The organism is Peterkaempfera bronchialis (assembly GCF_003258605.2).
GTDB classification, from domain to species: Bacteria; Actinomycetota; Actinomycetes; order Streptomycetales; family Streptomycetaceae; genus Peterkaempfera; species Peterkaempfera bronchialis.
This window is the reverse complement of record NZ_CP031264.1, coordinates 434,372-452,132: the sequence shown is the minus strand read 5'-3', so window position 1 is coordinate 452,132 and position 17,761 is coordinate 434,372. Positions and strand designations below refer to the sequence as shown.

Sequence of the window (17,761 nt, the reverse complement as noted above, 5' to 3'; positions counted from 1 at the left end):
CTGCCGCCCCGGTGTTTCACGATCACGAACGGGTGATGACCAGTCGGTAAAGGGCTCTTCATGACCTTCTGAGCTGATGTGTGCCGGAAACGGAGAGACGCCGGAGCACCTGGCCGCAGCGTCGGGCGTAGAGCTTCTGGGCGACCGGGACGGCCGGTCCGGCGGCGCGGCTGAACCAGCGGGCCGGACGGCTGAAGGCGGTCACGGCGAACCACACCGCCTTGTCGTCACCCATCCGCACCACAAAGGACTCCTCGCCCTGCTCGGGGTGGCCGTCGAGGGTGCCGTACGCGAAGCCGATGCGGTCAGGTTCGCCGACCGTCCACACCACCCGGCAGGGCGCGGTCAGCCGCAGCGGACCGACGCCCAGGCTCACCTCCACCGTCACGCCGGGCGCGGCCCGCCCGGCCTGCGCGCGGACGCCCGCGCCGGCGGCCCGGTGCATCCGCCAGGTCAGCACGGCCTCGCCTGCGGCCTCCAGGACGTCCCGGCCGTGGCCGAGCAGGGTCCGGTGCCGCAGATGGTGGTAGCCCGGGGGCAGCGGCCCTGCGGCCGTCGCGCCCACCTCGGGGTAGGTGAACCCGGTCATCACTCCGCCTCCTCCAGTCGGCGCCGGGCGGGTACGGGCCGGCCCGCGCAGCCCGGGGCGTTGCCCACTCCATGGGTGGCGCCGTCCGGGCCAGGACCATGGTGGCGGCCGGGGCCGGTGCGGAGACGGCAAGCGGTGCGCGTGTCGCCCGATCGGCCGAGCCGGGGCAGGCGTGGGAGCGCTCCCATGTGCTGAGGCTCACATGCCCCCGCGTAGGCCGACACCATCGCCGACCTGCCCCGCATGGCGATCGGTCTCATTGGAACAGTCATCACGGCCACCCCCGCGTTCACACTACCCGCCCCGCGCTGCGGCAGGCGACCGGGCTCCGCCCCGCGCCGGATCGGTTGCCGCCGGGCCCCGGCCTACCTCAGCGTGGAGACCGACATCTGCACCTCCGACCCCGTCGCGCTGCTTGCCGACGGCCCGCCGGACCCGGTCGACCCGGACGCCTTCACCCCCGCCCGAACCGAGGCATGCCGGGACCTCGCCCGGCAGTTGGCGCCGACGGCGAGGGCGCCACCAAGCCGGTCGAGAGCACCCTCGCCGACGCACGCGACCGAGCAGAGGCCAAGCGGGTCGCCAAAGCGGTCGTCAACTCCCCGCCGGTCGAGACCGCCGTCCACGGCGCCGACCCTGAGGGACCGCGCCGTCCACGGCGCCGACCCTGAGGGACCCATCGCCGCCTCGCTGGGCAGCGGCAGCACCACCGCCGCTGCCACCGGCTACACCACCTGATACTCCAACAGCGGCAGCATTCGGCCCGGGATCGACCCCGAGGGGGTGCTGCCGATCCGCACCGCCCCCATGGCCCGGTAGAACGGCTCGGCGTTCGGGTCGGAGTCGATGGTCAGCCGCCGGAAGCCCAACTCCGCAGCATCCGAGGCCAGATGACGGAAGAGCGACCTGCCCACACCCCGCCCCATCGCCTCGGGCGCCACGAAGAAGAGGCCCACCTCACCCTCCGGTGCATCGCCCTCCAGCGTCGCGAACCCCACCACCGCGCCGCCGTCCTCCGCCACCCGGGCCCGTCGCGCCGTCACCTCGGCGGTCGGCAGCGTCAGCTCCTCCCGGCATGCCGCCATAAACGCCTCGTCATAGCCCCAGTACGCCTTGGAGCACATCGCCAGCTCGCTCAGCAACCCGGCTTCACCGGCCTGTGCCGCCCGTATGATCACCGCTGTCCCTCCTGACCAGTAACTCGCTTCCGCAGCCTCCCCTAGGGCCGCCCCGCGCTCACCCGCCGGCCCGGCCGGGGGAGCCGAACCGCAGCAGGTTCCCCCAGGGGTCGATATGGGCGCCCTCGCGCATGCCGTACGGCGTGTCCACCGTATCCACCAGCCGCCCGGCGGCCCCCGCCGCAGCCCACTGCGCGGCCAGCGCATCGGCATCCTCCACATAGAGGTACACCGCCGAGTTGCTGGTCGCCGGATCCAGCCGGTCCACCACCGCGAGATGCAGCGTCACCGCATCCCGCCGGGCAAAGGCGTAGTGCGGGCCCGAGAGGTCCACGGCGAAGCCCAGGGCGCGGTAGTGCGCCGCGGCGGCGGCCGGGTCGCCGACCGGCAGGATCGCGGCAGCCGCGGTGAAGGTGGTCATGGCCGACACCTTAGAGGGCACCACCGACAACGCCCGCATTCCGGCGGCGGCGGTCCCCGCCGAGAGGGGGAGGTCAGCCCTCGTACGGGGCCAGCTGCGGGCGCTTCGGTGAGCGGCCGTCGCCCGAGGAGCGGCCGGTGAGCCGGCGGACGATCCACGGGCCCAGGTGGATGCGCAGCCAGCTGAGGTCCAACCGGCGGCGGGCCGCCCAGCCCTCCGGCGGTGCGGGTGGCAGCGGCGCCCGCCAGTCGAACCCGGCGGGCGTGCCCAGCGCCTCCAGTACCGCCTCGGCCACCCGCCGGTGGCCCTCCGGGGAGAGGTGCAGCCGGTCCTCGGCCCAGAGCCGGGGGTCGTCGAAGCAGGGCGCGGAGAAGAGGTCGACCACCACGATCTCCGGGTGCTGCCGCGCCAGTTCCTCCACGAACTCCTTCATCCGCAGGATCGCCGGCAGCAGCCGGGCACTGCCGCGCAGCCGCCGGCTCGGGTCGGTGCTGGTGAACATCACCACCCGGCGTGCCCCGGCGGCCAGCTTCTCCGCCGCCTCGCCGAGGCGGGCCGCGACGGCGGCCACATCGCAGCCGGGCCGCAGCACATCGTTGAGCCCTCCCGCCAGGGTGACCAGCTCGGCCCCCATCGCGGCGGCGGCCTCGACCTGCTCGTCGCAGATCTGGCCGATCAGCTTGCCGCGCACCGCCAGGTTGGCGTAGCGGAAGCCGGGCGTCGCGGCGGCGAGGCGGGCGGCGACCAGGTCGGCCCAGCCCCGGTAGCTGCCGTCCGGGTGCAGCTCGTCGCACATGCCCTCGGTGAAGGAGTCGCCGACGGCGGTGAGGCTGCGGTATGCGGGTGCGGTGGTCTTCTCCATGGCGCGGACGATCATAATGTCCGCCCCGCCGGGCCCCGCCGCCGCACCCCCGGTGATCCGGATCACCGGCGGGCTGGTTGCCATCCTGGGTGCGGATGTGGGCAGACTGGCGGCGGTACCCCGCACTGCGGGGCCCCGGACGAGGCGCGGCGTACCCGGTCATGCAAAGACGGCGCGGATCCCTGTACGAGATCCGTCATCGGAGGTGCGTCGTCATGGCGTGGCTGTATATCGTCGTCGCCGGTCTGCTGGAGGTCGGCTGGTCCATCGGCCTCAAATACAGCGAGGGCTTCACCCGCCTCGTCCCCAGCCTCCTCACCGGCGCCGGCATCGTCGCCTCCATGGCGCTGCTCTCGCTGGCCGCCAGGAGCCTGCCCATCGGCACCGCGTACGCGGTCTGGGTGGGCATCGGCGCCACCGGCGCGGCGCTGCTGGGCATCCTGGTGCTCGACGAGTGCGCCAACCCCGCGCGGCTGGCCTTCCTGGGCCTGCTGGTGGTGGCCATCATCGGCCTCAAGCTGACCTCGGGTCACTGAGGCGGGCGGGCCCCCGCCGACTGCCCGGTCACTGCCGGAGGGAGTCGCGGTGGGCCCGTGCCAGCAGCAGGTACCCCTCGGCGTTGGCCCTGATCCCGGCGATCTCGTCCTTGCCGAGTGGGCGCTTCACCCTGGCCGGCACCCCGGCCACCAGGGAACCGGGCGGGACCTGCATGCCCTGCGGCACCACGGCGCCGGCCGCCACCAGCGAGCCGGCGCCGATCCGCGCCCCGTTGAGCACGGTGGCGCCCATCCCGATCAGCACATCGTCCTCGACCGTGCAGCCGTGCAGCACCGCGTTGTGCCCCACCGAGATCCGCTCGCCCAGCACCGCCGGGAACCCGGGGTCGGCGTGCACCGTGCAGTTGTCCTGGACATTGGTATCCCGGCCGACGGTGATGTCCTCGGCGTCGCCGCGCAGCACCGCGTGGTACCAGACGCTCGCCCCGGCGGAGAGCCGCACCCGGCCCACCACCACGGAGGTCGGCGCGGTGAACGCCGCCGGGTCCACCTCCGGCACCCGGTCCGCCACGGCCGCGATCAGCGCCTCTGCCATCCTGCTCCTCCTCCGGGCGACCCGTCGCCGTACCGTACCGCCCCGGCTCCCCGGTGGTTCGGCGCTGCGGTGGGCCGTTGTCGGACCCGGCGCCTACGCTGCCGAGCATGACCGTTCCCGCCAGGATCAGCATTGTCACGCTGGGCGTCTCCGACCTGGAGACCAGTGCCCGCTTCTACCAGGACCTCGGCTGGAAGCGCTCCAGCGCCTCCAGCCCGGAGATCGTGTGGTTCCACACGGCGGACTCCGCGCTCGGCCTCTTCCCGGTGGAGGAGCTGGCCGCCGACGCCGGAATCCCCGCCGAGCCGGAGTCCGGTTTCCGGGGTGTCACCCTCGCCGTCAACCTGGAGGACGAGGCCGCCGTCGATCGGGCCCTCCAGAGCGCGGTGGCCGCCGGCGCCACCGTGGTCAAACCTCCGCAGCCCACCTCCTGGGGCGGCTACTCCGGCTACTTCGAGGACCCGGACGGCCACCTCTGGGAGCTCGCCCACAACCCCTTCTTCCCGCTCACCCCCGAGGGCCGGCTCGACCTGCCCTGATGGACCCCAACCACTACCGGTTCACCAGCAGCTGGGAGCTGGCCGCGCCCCCCGACGATGTCTACCGGGCACTGGAGGACATCGGCCGCTACCCGCTGTGGTGGCCCGAGGTCCGCCGGATCCGCCGCCTCGACGACCGGCACGGCGAGCTCACGGTCCGCTCGGTGCTCCCCTACGACCTGGTCCTCACCGTCGAGGAGTCCCGGCGGGACCCGGCGGCCGGGGTGCTGGAGGCGGCCATGGCCGGGGATCTGCGGGGCTGGTCCCGGTGGACGGTGACCGCCTGCCCGGGCGGCAGCCGCGCGGTCTTCGAGGAGGACGTGCGCCCCGGCAGGCCGCTGATGCGCCGCCTCGCCCTGCCCGCCCGGCCCGCCTTCACCGCCAACCACGCCCTGATGATGCGCAGCGGGCGGCGCGGCCTGCGGGCCTACCTGGCGGGGTACGCCGTCGGCCGCGGGCACTCCGCAGCCCCCGAGGGCTGACCGGGGTACGCCCGCCATGGAGCCGTCAGCGGCGGGCGTACCCCGACCAGAGCAGGCCCACCGGCCCGGGCGGGCAGGAGGCGGGGTAGCGGCGATCTCCTGTGCGGCCCTCACATGGTCCATGGCCCCACGCTTCCGAGCGGGACCGGGACCGCTCACCTGGATATCGCCCCGGCCCGCCGGTCAACCGCCGAAGACCCGCCGTACATCCAGCGTCAGCAGCGGACCGCTGCCGTCGCCGCCGGTCGGCAGGAACCCGGCCGCCAGCGCCGCCCGGCGGTCCACGGCCGACCCGGCCTCCACCGCCACCTGCGCCACCCCCGGCTCGGCCACGGTCAGCACCTCGCAGAGGTGGCGCCAGAGGGCGCGGGTGAGCAGCCCCGGCACCCCGTGCACCGACTCGCCGACCGTCCAGTCCAGCTCCGCCCGTCCGCCACCGCCGTGGTCGGCCCCGGAGACGGTGTAGCCGAAGGACCCGCACTCCGCGTCGTCCACCCGCAGGGCGTGCACGGTGCGGCCGCGCTCCCGCAGCGCCTGGTCGAAGGCGATCCGGACCGGCGGCAGCACCGCCGTCCGGCGCAGGTTCTCCCGTACGGTGTCCGGGGCGCAGCGCCGCAGCGCCTCCTCGGCGGTCGTCCAGGCGTAGCGGTCGTGCTCCGGGTCGATCAGCGCCACGGCGTGCTCGGCCACCTCGGCGAGGTAGAGCGCCCACTGCCCGGAGAGGTCCACCGCGTCCACGGTGAGGCCGACCAGCCCGGCCTCCTCCTGGAGCTCCCGCAGCGCGCCCGGGAAGAGCGGTTCCCCGGGCTGCCGCGCCCCCGACGGGGGCGTCCACGCCCAGTCGCCCTCGTACTGCGCGCCCTGGTGCGCCCGGTGCAGCAGCAGGTACTCGAAGGCGCCGCCGGCCGGGCGCCGCACCACCACCGCCGCCCCGTACGGCAGGTCCGCCGCGACCGGCAGCCCGTCCCAGGTCGTCGCAGGTCGGTCCCCGCCGGTCTCCTCGCCCACCGCTTCAGCCGTCATGGCGCCGATCCTGCCAGAGCCGCAGCGAGCGGCGGGGGCGGTCCCGGTGGCGGGACCGCCCCCGCCGCTCCGGGCCGGGACGGGGCTCCTCAGGCCCCGGCGAGGGCCGGGAGGGCCTTGACGCCGTCGGCCGGCAGGTTGAGCGCGTCCGGGGAGCCCGGGTCGACGGCCAGCCAGAGGTCGTCGGAGGGCCAGCCGCCGCCCAGCGCGGACATCGGCACATTGCGGTACTGCCGCACATCCGGCATGGCGGCCGCCAGCCGGGTCTCGGAGGTGAAGACGGGCACCAGCCGGGTGCCGTCCTGCTGCTCGTAGACGGGAAGCTGGACCACCTGCGGGTCCGGCTCGCCGTTCTCGTCGGCCACCGGCAGCAGGACTTCGCTCCGCGCCAGTGTCGTCAGCGCGGACTGCTTGTCGCCGCCCTGCGCGATCTCGTGGAGTGCGGCCTCGCTCGGCAGCAGGCCGTCGGAGGCGGAGTTGTCTCTCATGGTTCCTTCTCCCTGGTTGCGGGTCCGATGGACTCGGGTACCCGCCCACCCCGGACGCATGCGTCCCAGGCCCGCCGGATCGTCGGCGGCCGGTCGCCATTGGTCTTGACCATCTCTCCGCAGCGCCCTACTGTCCCTTACTGCAAAGACCTTTAATAAAGAAGGACGCAAAAAGCCCGGCCTCGGTCGGCCGTCCACGCGGTGGAGGACATGGTGGGGACCACGGAGCAGGCGACGGCACCGGAGCCCAAGTACTGGCACCTGCGTACCGTGCTGCTGCGCGCCATCGACTCCGAGTTCGCCACCGGCCAGGTCATCCCCAATGAGCGGGAGCTCGCCTCCCGGTTCGGGGTCGCCCGCGCGACGCTGCGGCAGGCGCTGGACCAGCTGGAGCTGGAGGGCCGCCTGGTGCGCCGCCGGGGCATCGGCACCCTGGTCGCGGCGCCCCGTACGGCGGTGCCGGTGAGCCCCGCCGAGGAGGGCTGGCCCGGCACCGGGCGCGACGCCGCCTGGCGGATCGTCGACTGCGTCACCGCGCCCCCCTCCGCCGCTCTGGCCAGGGCGCTGGCCATCCCCGCCAGCGAGCAGGTGCACACCGTCCGGCGACTGCGGATGACGGGCAGTCAGGTCGTCGGTACGGAGGCGCTGCACGTGCCCGACTCCGCAGTGCCGCATCTGCCCGGCTTCGTCGGTGACACCGGCCGGGGCCGCTCGGTGCTGCGCCAGCTCCAGCGCCTGGAGCTGGCCGGGGAGTCCCGCGCCGTGGAGCTGGGCGTCGCCGAGGCCGAGGAGGCCCGGCTGCTGGAGCGCCCGCCCGGCACCCCCGTGCTGGTGGTCACCACCCAGTACGCCGCGCAGGGCCGGATCGCCGCGCTGGCCGTCTCCACCTACCGCGCCGACACCTGCCGGCTCACCTTCGGGCAGACCGGCCTGGTCGAGGTCGCCCCCGTCGGGGCGGGCCTCGCCGAGGTCCGCACCGCCTCCTGAGCCGGACGCCCGCCCGGCCCCGCCACCCTCGCCCCCGCCCCCGCCGTATCGGCCGGTCGGCAGGTCAGCCGCGGCCCGGCCCGGCCGCCTGCTCCACCGCGAAGAGCTGATCCTCCACCTGGTCCAGCGCCATCCGCAGCGCCCCCAGCGCGATGACCTCCTCGCCGAGGGCGGAGAGCGCCACCTCGGGCGCCCGCAGGCAGAACCGGCCCAACTGCTCCCGCAGCGGCTCCAGCACCCCGTCCAGCCCGGCGGCCCAGCCGCCCACCACCACGATCTGCGGGTCGATCGCCAGCACCAGCGCCGCCACGTCATGCACCAGCCGCTGCAGGAAGCGGTCCATGGCGTCCCGCGCCACCGCGTCGCCCTCCCGGGCCAGCCGCAGCACCCGGGCCACCGCCGCCTCGTCCAGCGGGTTCAGCGGCCTGCCGGTGGTGGAGAGCAGCCGCTCCGGGGTGGCCTCCCGGCCCAGCAGATGGAGTGCGCCGATCTCACCCGCCGCGCCGCCGAAACCCCGGTGCAGCCGCCCGTTGATCAGTGAACCCGCCCCGGGGCTGAGCCCCGCCAGGACGAAGACCACATCGCCCATCCCCACCGCCGCGCCCTGCCAGTGCTCGGCGATGGCCGCCAGATTGGCGTCGTTCTCCACCAGCACCGGGCAGCGGAACGAGCGCCGCAGCCGGGCGCCCAGCTCCAGCCCGGTCCAGCCGGGCATCGCGGCGCCGAGCCGCACGGTGCCCTCGCCGTCCAGGATGCCGGGGGTGCCGATCCCGACCGCCCACAGGCTGTCCCGGGAGACCCCGGCGCGGCGCAACTGCTCGGCGACCAGCGCCCGGGCGGCGGCGAGGCGCTCGTCCGCCCCCAGCGCCTCGTCCACCGGCCGGGAGCAGGAGCCGGTGACCCGGCCGGTGAGGTCGGCCAGCACCGCCCGCACCGAGTGGACGCCGATCTCCACCCCCATCACATGGCCCGCCTCCGCCCGGAAGCGGAACCAGCGGGCCGGTCGGCCGCGCTGCCGGGTGCTGTCCTGGCTCTGGTCGACCTCGACCACCAGCCCGGACTCCATCAGCCCCTCGATCACCCCCTCGACGGTGGGCCGGGAGAGACCGGTGTCGCCCACCAGGCGGGTGAGGGTGAGGGCATGGCCGTCGCGCAGGGCACGTAGCGTCACCGCGGAGTTGATCCGGCGCAGCAGCGAGGAGTCCCCTCCGGTGAGCCGATCCACCAAGCCGCCCTCTCCGCCGCGTCCGCCCGTCGCCGCCCGCCCGGGTCGGGTACCGGACGGCGTGAGGCGGATCGTACCGGCGGCCCGGCAGCGCCGCGACCGTCATCGCAGCTCATCACAGCTTCGGTATCGAAAGGAATCCAAAGGAATCCCAAAGGACCAAAGGAGAGGATATCGGGTACCACTGCGACGCGGCCCGCCCGCCGGGCCGTCAGCGGATCGCCGCAAACGCCTCCTCGACCGCCGCGCAGGTGTGGTCCAGGTCCTGGTCGGTCAGCGCGGACGATATGAACCAGCAGGCCAGCCCATGCCCGCTGAGGTGGACTCCGCGTTGCAGCAGCGCGTGCTGGAACGCGTCGAAGCGGCGGTGGTCGAGCGCGAAGGTGTCGCGGTACTGCCGGGTGGGTGCGCCGTCGGCGGAGAAGACCACCTGGAACATCGCCCCCACGCCCTGCACCGCGCAGGGGACACCGTGGTCGCGGGAGGCCCTGCGGATCGCCTCCATCACCCGGCGGCCGGAGGCATCGATCCGCGCGGTGACCGCCGGGTCGGCCAGTTCGGTCAGGGTGACCAGCGCGGCGGTGGCGCAGAGCGGCGAGGCGTTGTAGGTGCCGCCGTGCTCGACCTGGTTGTCGGCGATGCGGACCATGACGTCCCCCCGGCCGGCGAAGGCAGCGATGGGGAGCCCGCCGCCCAGCGCCTTGGAGTAGACCGCGAGGTCGGGCAGCACGCCGAAGAGGCCCTGCGCGCCCCCCGGGCCGGTACGGAATCCGGTGCAGACCTCGTCGAAGATCAGCAGGAGGCCGCGCCTGGTGCACCCCTCACGCAGCGTCTCCAGGTATCCGGGCCGCGGCATCGTGCAGGCGTTGTTGGTCACGATCGGCTCGCAGATCACGGCGGCGATCTCGCCCCGGTGCGCGTCGGACACCGAGCGGAGGGCGTCGGCGTCGTTCCAGGGGCAGACCACGACATCGTCGACCACGCCCGCCGGGATGCCGGGGGAGTGCGGGAGGGCTGCCGGGGCGTCGTATGGGCCGACCTCGTCGGCGGCGGGCCGGTTGAAGACCGCCAGCACATCGACCCAGGCCCGCCCGACATACCGTCACCCCATGTGCAGTGGCCGCAGCGCCCGGCCCACCGCCGCCACGGCGCGCTCGATCTCGGCCGGTGCCAGATGCGGGTACCCCAGCACACAGCGGGCCGGGCCGTCCGGCTCGGGGTCGGCCCCGGACGCCGTCCAGTCGCTCAGCGGACGGAGCCGCACCCCCGCCCCGGCGGCGGCGCCGAGGACGCTCCGCTGCGGTCCGTACGCGGCGGGGAACTCCGCGATCAGATGCAGCCCGGCGGCGATCCCGGCCACCCGCACCCCGGGCAGGTACCGCTCCAGCGCACCGATCAGCGCATCCCGCCGCTGCCGGTAGCGGCGCTGGCAGAGCCTCAGCTGCCGGTCGTACCGCCCGGACCGGACGAACTCGGCGAACGCCGCCTGCTCCAGCACCGCATTGCCCAGGTCGGCCACCCGCTTGGCCTCCACCACCGCCGCCAGCAGCTCCGGCGGCGGTACCAGCCAGCCCAGCCGCAGCCCCGGCGCCAGCGACTTGCTCACCGACCCGGTGTACGCCACCCGCTCCGGCGCCAGCCCCTGCAACGCCCCGACCGGCGCCCGGTCATAGCGGAAGTCGCCGTCGTAGTCGTCCTCCACCACCAGCCCGTCGCAGTCCTGCGCCCAGCGCAGCAGCCCCGCCCGGCCCGCCGGCCCCAGCGCCGTCCCCAGCGGGAACTGGTGCGACGGAGTGACCACGGCGGCCCTCGCCCCGCACCCGGCCAGCGCGGCGAGGTCCGGACCGTCCTCCCGGACCGGCAGCGGCACACAGCGCAGCCCCGCCGCCTCGAACAGCTTCGCCTGGCTGGGGCTGCCCGGGTCCTCCAGCGCCACCAGGCGCTGCCCGCGCCCGTACAGCACCCGGCCCAGCAGGGTCAGCGCCTGCGCCACCCCGGAGCAGACCACCAGGCCGTCCGGGTCGACCGCGACTCCGCGCCGCCGGGCCAGCAGCTCCGCCAGCGACTCCCGCAGCTCCGGCAGGCCCCGGGGGTCCGGGTAGTCCAGCGCGGTGTGCGGCAGCCGGTCCAGCGCGCCGCGCAGCGCCGCCGCCCACCCGGCCCGGGGGAACGCCGACAGATCGGGCAGCCCCGGCCGGAAGTCCACCAGCGGCGCCGACCGCCCCGAGGTCTGCCCGCCCGGTGCCGGGGTGGTCGGGCGCCCGCGCGGTGCGGGGAGCCCGGCGACCCAGGTCCCCGCTCCCTGACGGCTGATCAGATAGCCCTCGGCCAGCAGTTGCGCATACGCCTCGGTGACCAACCCCCGGGACACCCCCAGGTCGCGGGCCAGCTCCCGGCTGGACGGCAGCAGCGTGCCCGTCGCCAGCCGCCCCGACCGCACCGCCTCCCGGAAGGCCGCCTGTAGCTGCTGCCCGCGCCGCCTCGCGGGCGCCTCCGCCGCAGGGAGCAGCAGCTCCCACGCCGCGCCCGCCCACCGGCGGACCCCCTCCTGCTGCATGGCCCCTCCCACTGGTCCACCAACCGCCCGCCGGATTGGACCTCACGGTAGACCGTCCACCGGGCCAGCATCGGATCATGGACTCCCACCCCGACTCCCCGCCGGCGCCGCCGACCCATCCTTACCCCGACTCCGACTCCGACCCCGATCCTGGCCCCGCGTCCGTGGCCGCCCCCCGGGTCGGTGCTCCGGCCGCCGCCCTGCTCGCGGCCGTCGGCACGCTGATCGTCGGCACCTCCTTCACCGCCGGCAGCCTGCTCTCCCACTACCCGTTCCTCGGCGGCCAGGCCGTCCGCTACGGCCTCGCCGCCCTGCTGCTCGCCGTCATCGCCGCCCGCCGGGGCGAGGGACTGCCGTCCGCGCTGCGCCGACTCCCGCCGCGCCAACTGCTGCGGCTGGCGGCGCTGGCCGCCACCGGCATGGTCGGCTTCAATGTCGCGGTGCTGGCCGCCGAGCGCACGGCGGAGCCCGCCGTACCCGGCGTGGTGGTGGGCTGTGCACCGCTGGTCATCGCGGTGCTCGCGCCGCTGCTGGCGGGCCGCCGCCCCTCCGGGCGGCTGGCCGGAGCCGGGGTGCTGGTCGCCGGGGGAGCGGCGGTGGTGCAGGGGTTGGGCCGCACCGACGGCGGGGGCCTGCTCTTCTCGGTGCTGGCGCTGGCCGGGGAGGTCGCCTTCTCGCTGGTCGCGGTGGAGCTGCTGAGGGTGCTCGGCCCGGTGCTGCTGTCGGCGGCGGCCTGCGCAACGGCCGCCGCCGAGGCGGCGCTGCTGGGCGTGGTGCTGGACGGCACCGCCGCACTGCGGATGCCCACGGCCACGGAGGCGGCGGCGCTCGCCTGGTACGCCCTGCCGGTCACGGTGGTGGCCTTCTGCTGCTGGTACACCGGCATGCAGCGGCTCGGCGCCGAACGCGCGGGCCTCTTCTCCGGGCTCATCCCGGTGGCCGCCGCGCTGACCGCACCGCTGGTCGGCACCGGCGGCCTCGGCCCGGCCCAGGTGGCGGGCAGTGCCCTGGTGGCCGCCGGGGTGGTCCTCGGCGCACTGACGACGCGTCAGACCAGGCGTCAGCGGCCGGTGAGCCGCCAGACGGTGGTCGCCTTGACCGCACGGTCCTCCAGGTCCGCCACCACCGGCACCTCGTGCAGCGACACCGCCTCGAACCGCTCCCTCGGCAGATAGGCCCGCCCCGGGTCGCCGACCAGCACCAGGGCGCCCCGGTCGCGGGCCCTTTCCAGGAACGGCAGCACCCGCTCGGCCATCGGCCGCTCGTAGAAGACGTCCCCGGCGAGCACCACCTCGGCGCCGTCGCCGTCACCGTCCAGCAGGTCTCCGAGCCGGGGCGCCACCCGTACGCCGTTCACCGCGGCGTTGAGGCTCACCGCAGCCGCCGCGAACCGGTCGATGTCGCTCGCGGTCACCGTCGCCGCCCCGGCCAGCGCGGCGGCCACCGCCACCAGGCCCGACCCCGACGCCAGGTCCAGGACGGTCCGCCCGGCGACGGCCTCCGGGTGGTCCAGCACATGGCGGGCCAGCGCCTGGCCCCCGGCCCAGCCGAACGCCCAGAACGGCGGGGGCATCCGCGCCCCGCCCTGCGCCTGCTCCGTGCGCTCCCAGAGCCCGATCGCCTCGTCCGCCTGGTGCAGCAGCACCTCCGGTACATACGGCGTGGCGGCGACCCGGGTGTGGGCCCGGACGAACTCCTCGGACCGTACAGCGCCCGCAGACCCCACGGCACTCGACAAGGCCCCTCCAGGACTGGTCACGCCCCCGATGCCCCGACCCTACCTGCCCGCCTGGCCGAGTGCGGCGGCCAGAGCAGGGCCAACCGGCCCTCCGGGCCCTCCTCCCGATGGGCTGGGAGGCCCAGCGGTCAGAGCAGGGCGAACTGACCTTCTGGGCCCTCCCGATGGGCTGGGAGGCCCGGCCGGGCGGGGGTCGGCAGCACTTGGCGGGTGGCGGCCGGACGGTCCGGGGCCAGCAGGGCTCTGGTGGTCAGAGCAGGGCGAACCGGGCCTCTGAGGCCTTCTCCCGATGGGCTGGGAGGCCCGGCCGGGGGCGGGCAGCACTCGGCGGGTGGCGACCGGACGGCTCGGGGTCATCCGGGCTCCGCAGGTCAGAGCAGGGCGAACTGACCTTCCGGGCCCTCCTCCCGATGGGCCAGCACCGACGCGGGCCGGGAGGCCCAGCCGGGGGTGGGCAGTACTCCGGCCGCGCGCAGTTCGTCGGTGCCGATCCGGGGCCCGGCCGCCAGATCACGCAGCAGCTCGGCCTGTGCGCCGTGCAGCTCGGCCAGCAGGGCCAGCACGGTGGCCAGATCGATCAGCTCCGTGGTCCAGACGGCAGGCCAGGAGACGGGCCGCACCGCCTCCAGGGAGTCGGGGGAGCCGGGGGAGCCGGGGGAGCCGGGGTCCGCCGTGGCCGGGGCGGCGGCGGCCCGCTCCGCGAACCAGGTCTCCAACACCCGCTCCCCGCCCGCCCGGTAGGCCCAGGCCGCCTCCGGCACCGGGGCGATGCGGCCGCCGCCGACCAGCAGCGCCCGCTCCTGAGCGTCATACGCCAGCGTGGCCGGGAACCCGCCCGGGCTGTCCGGGACCGGGCGGCGGACGAACGGCCGCTGCCCGCCCGGCATCCGGGGCCGTCCGCCGGGCCGTCCGTCCGCCGGGTCGGCGCACCGCGCCCCGAAGGTGGTCAGCCAGAGCACCCGGCGGCCGAGGGCGGTCCCGCGCCGCCACAGCTCCGGATCGGCCGCCAGCGGCACCGGTACGCCACCGGACCCGGCCGCCTCCGGCGCCGCCGGGTGGCAGCCGACCGCCGCCGTCCAGGCGGCCAGGTCCTCCGCCGTGACCGCGCAGCCGAGGCGGTCCGAGAGCAGTGCGGTGAGGCCGGGGGCGAGATTGGGTTCGCGACCGCCGGGGCGCCGGTACAGCGGGTGCACCGTGACGCGCCCCCGGGCCCGGTGGCCGTCGGGGAGTTCGGCGCTGAAGACGACGGCGGGCCCGGGGGTCTCCTGTGCCACCGCGAAGAGCTGGCTGCCGTCGGCGACCCGCCACAGCTCGGGCCGCGCGGCGTCCAGCAGCCGGTGGTCGGGCAGCAGCCACTGCCGGTCGAAGGCGCCGTGCCGGACCAACTCCGGCTCCGGGCAGGGCCCCTGCTCGCGGACCAGCCGGACCGTGGAGGACGCCCGGCCGGGCAGCTGGGTGACGGCGCTGCGCAGCGTACGGGAGCGGCTTGGCCGAAAGAGCACCGACCGCTCGTCGCCGGTGGCGGCCATCAGCCGCTGCCAGCGGGCCCGCAGGGTGTCGGCGGCGGGCGCCCGCACCCAGTCCCGGCCGGTGCGCGGCGCGGGTGCGGACCAGGGCATCAGCTCGGGCAGCAGGGGGTCACTGCTCCAAGCCACCTGCGCGTCCCCTTCGACTCCTGCGCCGCCACCGTCCCCGGCATGGTACCGAGCAGCGCCGCCCCGGCACCGGGCCGCGACGGCCGGATCGGGTCACCGCAGGCCCGCCGCCGACCGGAAGAAGCAAAAGGCGCCTAAAAGCCTGCTGAACCGATCCGCGCACAGGCAAGTCCCGGAGTCGATTCCCGGACATTCTATGTTCTGTACCTGTCATCAAGGCAGGATTTCCTGCCACGATCTCCTCCGGCCGTACGGTCGGTCGACTGTTCGACCGTCCGCACCGCGCCAGGCTCCGCGCTCCGCCGCTCCGCCCCGGCCCGCTCACCCGTGGGCCGGGATCTCTCCGGCCGCCACCCTGCGGCCAGGTTCCTGATCGGCCGTCACCCTACGGCCGACCGGAAGGAGTCCGTATGCACCGCCCCACACCCGCCCGCGTCGCCACGGTGGCATTGGCCGCGGCGACCGCGCTGCTCGCCGCCGGCGCCCCCGTCACCACCGCGCACGCGGCAGCCCCCTCGCCGGCGGGCGCCCCCACCAGCAGCGCCGTCCCGCTGGCCAAGGCCCAGCGCGCCCAGCTGATCAGCGACGCCGGCCAGGACAGCGGCCGGGTCGCCGCCGCCCTCGGCCTCGGCGCCAAGGAGAAGCTGGTCGTCAAGGACATCGTCGTGGACACCGACGGCACCCGGCACGTCCGCTACGACCGGACCTTCGCCGGCCTGCCCGTCCTCGGCGGCGACCTGGTGGTCCATCAGCGCAAGGACGGCACCGCCGAGGCCGTGGACCGCGCCAGCACCGCCGCCCTCGACCTGACCAGCACCACCCCCGCCGTCGCCGGGGCCGCCGCAGGCAAGGCCGCCCTCGTCGCCGAACCCGGCTCCACGGCCTCCGGCACCGCGCCCCGGCTGGTCGTCTGGGCAGCCAAGGGAACCCCCAGGCTCGCCTGGGAGAGCGTGGTCGAGAGCACCGAGACGGACGGCACGCCCAGCAGGCTGCATGTGGTCACCGATGCCCGGTCGGGCGCGGTGCTGGCGTCGTACGAGGGCGTCCAGACCGGCACCGGCACCGGCGTCTACGTCGGCCAGGTGTCGCTCACCACCACCCAGTCCGGCTCGACCTACCAGCTGAAGGACGCCTCCCGGGGCAACCAGTACACCACCGACCTCAACGGCGGCACCTCGGGGACCGGCACCCTCTTCACCGACGCCGACGACATCTGGGGCGACGGCACCGTCGCCAACCGGCAGTCCGCCGCCGTCGACGCCCAGTTCGGCACCTCCGCCACCTGGGACTTCTACAAGAACACCTTCGGCCGCAACGGCATCCGCAACGACGGCAAGGGCGCCTACAACCGCGTCCACTACGGCAAGAACTACGTCAATGCCTTCTGGGACGACTCCTGCTTCTGCATGACCTACGGCGACGGCTCGGGCAACACCCACCCGCTCACCGCCCTCGACGTGGCGGGCCACGAGATGAGCCACGGCGTCACCTCCGCCACCGCCAATCTCAACTACTCCGGTGAGTCCGGTGGCCTCAACGAGGCCACCTCCGACATCTTCGGCACCGGCGTCGAGTGGTACGCCAACCTCCCCGCCGACCCGCCGGACTACCTCATCGGCGAAGAGATCAACATCAATGGGAACGGCACCCCGCTGCGCTACATGGACAAGCCGTCCAAGGACGGCGCCTCCAAGGACAGCTGGTCCTCCAGCATCGGCAGTGTCGACGTCCACTACTCCTCCGGCCCCGCCAACCACTTCTTCTACCTGCTCGCCGAGGGCAGCGGCGCCAAGGTGATCAACGGGGTCAGCTACAACAGCCCCACGGTCAACAGCATCACCGTCACCGGCATCGGCCGCGACAAGGCGCTGGCGATCTGGTACCGGGCGCTGACCACGTACTTCACCTCCACCACCAACTACGCCGGCGCCCGCACCGGCACCCTCAACGCCGCCGCCGACCTCTATGGCTCGGGCAGCGCCGAGTACAACGCGGTCGCCACCGCCTGGGCGGGCGTCAACGTCGGCTCGCTGCCCAGCGGCGGCGTCACCGTCACCAACCCGGGCAACCAGTCCACCGCCGTCGGCACCGCCGTCAGCCTCCAGGTCAAGGCCACCGGCGGCAGCGGCAGCTACACCTGGAGCGCCACCGGCCTGCCCGCTGGACTCTCCGTCAACTCCTCCACCGGCGTGATCAGCGGCACCCCGACCACCGCCGGCACCTCCAGTGTCACCGTCACCGCCAAGGACGGCGCCAACGCCACCGGCAGCACCACCTTCAGCTGGACCGTCGGGGACGGCGGCTCCAGCGGCTGCACCGCGCAGCAGCTGCTCGGCAACCCCGGCTTCGAGACCGGCAGCGCCTCCCCGTGGAGCGCCACCAGCGGCGTGATCAACAGCAGCAGCAGCCAGCCCGCGCACTCCGGCTCCTGGAAGGCGTGGATGGACGGCTACGGCAGCAGCCACACCGACACCCTGGCGCAGACCGTGACGGTGCCGGCCGGCTGCAAGGCGACGCTGACCTTCTGGCTCCACATCGACACCGCCGAGACCACCAGCACCACCGCGTACGACAAGCTGACCGTCCAGGCGGGCTCCACCACGCTGGCCGGCTTCTCCAACCTCGACAAGGGCGCCGGGTACACGCAGAAGTCCTATGACCTGTCCGCCTTCGCGGGCCAGTCGGTGACGGTGAAGTTCACCGCCACCGAGGACTCCCTGCTCCAGACCAGCTTTGTGGTCGACGACACCGCCCTCACCACCTCCTGACCCGCACCACCCCAGGACGGGCCCGGCAGCACCCGCTGCCGGGCCCGTCCCGGCTGCGTCGGCTGTCCGGCCGGACCTCGATCGAGGACCGGCCGGGACACCGGCGGGCGGCGGGTGAGGTAGCCGAGCAAGAGCGCGGACGGCCCGCTTCCCGTCC

19 protein-coding genes and 1 riboswitch are annotated in these 17,761 nt (G+C 74.9%); of the genes, 7 read left to right on the top strand and 12 right to left on the bottom strand.

The annotated features are described in order from the left end of the window. Positions 1–58 precede the first annotated feature (58 nt). Positions 59–589, bottom strand: a complete 531-nt coding sequence (locus C7M71_RS02010) for a DUF1990 family protein (protein ID WP_111491995.1) — start codon at positions 587–589, stop codon at positions 59–61. 476 nt (positions 590–1,065) lie between these two features. Between C7M71_RS02010 and C7M71_RS31325 the strand changes: the two genes are divergently transcribed. Continuing rightward, positions 1,066–1,260 (top strand): bifunctional ornithine acetyltransferase/N-acetylglutamate synthase, encoded by a 195-nt coding sequence (locus C7M71_RS31325; protein ID WP_407675845.1) that lies wholly within the window; start codon positions 1,066–1,068, stop codon positions 1,258–1,260. Positions 1,261–1,314: 54 nt separating this feature from the next. Here C7M71_RS31325 and C7M71_RS02000 read toward each other — a convergent pair whose 3' ends face one another. The 3 genes from C7M71_RS02000 to C7M71_RS01990 all read right to left on the bottom strand — a co-directional run bounded on the left by C7M71_RS02000 (position 1,315) and on the right by C7M71_RS01990 (position 3,050). Further along, the gene (locus C7M71_RS02000) at positions 1,315–1,767 is read right to left on the bottom strand and encodes a GNAT family N-acetyltransferase (protein ID WP_175607618.1); all 453 of its coding nucleotides are present in this window, start codon (positions 1,765–1,767) and stop codon (positions 1,315–1,317) included. 58 nt (positions 1,768–1,825) lie between these two features. Further along, positions 1,826–2,188 carry a VOC family protein gene (locus C7M71_RS01995; RefSeq protein WP_111491994.1) on the bottom strand — a complete coding sequence of 121 codons (363 nt, stop codon included), beginning with the start codon at positions 2,186–2,188 and terminating at the stop codon, positions 1,826–1,828. A 73-nt stretch (positions 2,189–2,261) separates the two neighbouring features. Further along, the gene (locus C7M71_RS01990; protein WP_111492006.1) at positions 2,262–3,050 is read right to left on the bottom strand and encodes an SGNH/GDSL hydrolase family protein; all 789 of its coding nucleotides are present in this window, start codon (positions 3,048–3,050) and stop codon (positions 2,262–2,264) included. Between the two features lie 113 nt (positions 3,051–3,163). Then, a riboswitch (guanidine-III (ykkC-III) riboswitch) is annotated at positions 3,164–3,229 on the top strand. A gap of 36 nt (positions 3,230–3,265) precedes the next feature. Here C7M71_RS01990 and sugE point away from each other — a divergent pair. Continuing rightward, a complete protein-coding gene (gene sugE, locus C7M71_RS01985; protein WP_111491993.1) occupies positions 3,266–3,586 on the top strand; it encodes a quaternary ammonium compound efflux SMR transporter SugE in 321 nt (106 codons plus the stop codon). A gap of 28 nt (positions 3,587–3,614) precedes the next feature. Here sugE and C7M71_RS01980 read toward each other — a convergent pair whose 3' ends face one another. Continuing rightward, on the bottom strand, positions 3,615–4,142 hold the full coding sequence (locus C7M71_RS01980) for a gamma carbonic anhydrase family protein (protein WP_111491992.1): 528 nt from the start codon (positions 4,140–4,142) through the stop codon (positions 3,615–3,617). 107 nt (positions 4,143–4,249) lie between these two features. Between C7M71_RS01980 and C7M71_RS01975 the strand changes: the two genes are divergently transcribed. Beyond that, positions 4,250–4,681 (top strand): VOC family protein, encoded by a 432-nt coding sequence (locus tag C7M71_RS01975; protein WP_111491991.1) that lies wholly within the window; start codon positions 4,250–4,252, stop codon positions 4,679–4,681. Continuing rightward, positions 4,681–5,163 (top strand): SRPBCC family protein, encoded by a 483-nt coding sequence (locus C7M71_RS01970; protein ID WP_111491990.1) that lies wholly within the window; start codon positions 4,681–4,683, stop codon positions 5,161–5,163. The genes C7M71_RS01975 and C7M71_RS01970 overlap by 1 nt, the downstream gene beginning before the upstream one ends. A 183-nt stretch (positions 5,164–5,346) precedes the next feature. On the opposite strand, the gene C7M71_RS01965 is transcribed toward C7M71_RS01970, so the two are convergent. Both C7M71_RS01965 and C7M71_RS01960 read right to left on the bottom strand, forming a co-directional pair. Continuing rightward, the gene (locus C7M71_RS01965) at positions 5,347–6,186 is read right to left on the bottom strand and encodes an NUDIX domain-containing protein (protein ID WP_111491989.1); all 840 of its coding nucleotides are present in this window, start codon (positions 6,184–6,186) and stop codon (positions 5,347–5,349) included. 89 nt (positions 6,187–6,275) lie between these two features. Then, positions 6,276–6,674: an SseB family protein gene (locus tag C7M71_RS01960; RefSeq protein WP_111493721.1), complete on the bottom strand. Its 399-nt coding sequence runs from the start codon at positions 6,672–6,674 to the stop codon at positions 6,276–6,278. A 213-nt stretch (positions 6,675–6,887) separates the two neighbouring features. Here C7M71_RS01960 and C7M71_RS01955 point away from each other — a divergent pair, with 213 nt between their 5' ends. After that, positions 6,888–7,661, top strand: a complete 774-nt coding sequence (locus C7M71_RS01955; RefSeq protein ID WP_111493725.1) for a GntR family transcriptional regulator — start codon at positions 6,888–6,890, stop codon at positions 7,659–7,661. Between the two features lie 64 nt (positions 7,662–7,725). Here C7M71_RS01955 and C7M71_RS01950 read toward each other — a convergent pair whose 3' ends face one another. From C7M71_RS01950 to pdxR, 3 genes are all read right to left on the bottom strand, one after another. After that, entirely contained in the window at positions 7,726–8,886 is a 1,161-nt protein-coding gene (locus tag C7M71_RS01950; protein ID WP_111493723.1) for an ROK family protein, read from the bottom strand. Between the two features lie 211 nt (positions 8,887–9,097). Further along, positions 9,098–9,961: an aspartate aminotransferase family protein gene (locus tag C7M71_RS01945; protein ID WP_111493719.1), complete on the bottom strand. Its 864-nt coding sequence runs from the start codon at positions 9,959–9,961 to the stop codon at positions 9,098–9,100. 27 nt (positions 9,962–9,988) lie between these two features. After that, on the bottom strand, positions 9,989–11,443 hold the full coding sequence (gene pdxR / locus C7M71_RS01940; RefSeq protein WP_111493717.1) for a MocR-like pyridoxine biosynthesis transcription factor PdxR: 1,455 nt from the start codon (positions 11,441–11,443) through the stop codon (positions 9,989–9,991). A gap of 77 nt (positions 11,444–11,520) precedes the next feature. Between pdxR and C7M71_RS01935 the strand changes: the two genes are divergently transcribed. Continuing rightward, the gene (locus C7M71_RS01935; protein WP_111493715.1) at positions 11,521–12,618 is read left to right on the top strand and encodes a DMT family transporter; all 1,098 of its coding nucleotides are present in this window, start codon (positions 11,521–11,523) and stop codon (positions 12,616–12,618) included. Here the strand turns inward: C7M71_RS01935 and C7M71_RS01930 are convergent. Next, positions 12,504–13,181 (bottom strand): class I SAM-dependent methyltransferase, encoded by a 678-nt coding sequence (locus C7M71_RS01930; RefSeq protein WP_229758477.1) that lies wholly within the window; start codon positions 13,179–13,181, stop codon positions 12,504–12,506. The two genes, C7M71_RS01935 and C7M71_RS01930, sit on opposite strands and share 115 nt — an antisense overlap. A 371-nt stretch (positions 13,182–13,552) precedes the next feature. Further along, positions 13,553–14,800: a type ISP restriction/modification enzyme gene (locus tag C7M71_RS01925; RefSeq protein WP_162824512.1), complete on the bottom strand. Its 1,248-nt coding sequence runs from the start codon at positions 14,798–14,800 to the stop codon at positions 13,553–13,555. Between the two features lie 446 nt (positions 14,801–15,246). On the opposite strand from C7M71_RS01925, the gene C7M71_RS01920 reads away from it, so the two are divergent. After that, positions 15,247–17,604 (top strand): M4 family metallopeptidase, encoded by a 2,358-nt coding sequence (locus tag C7M71_RS01920; protein WP_111494760.1) that lies wholly within the window; start codon positions 15,247–15,249, stop codon positions 17,602–17,604. The last annotated feature ends 157 nt before the right edge of the window (positions 17,605–17,761 follow it).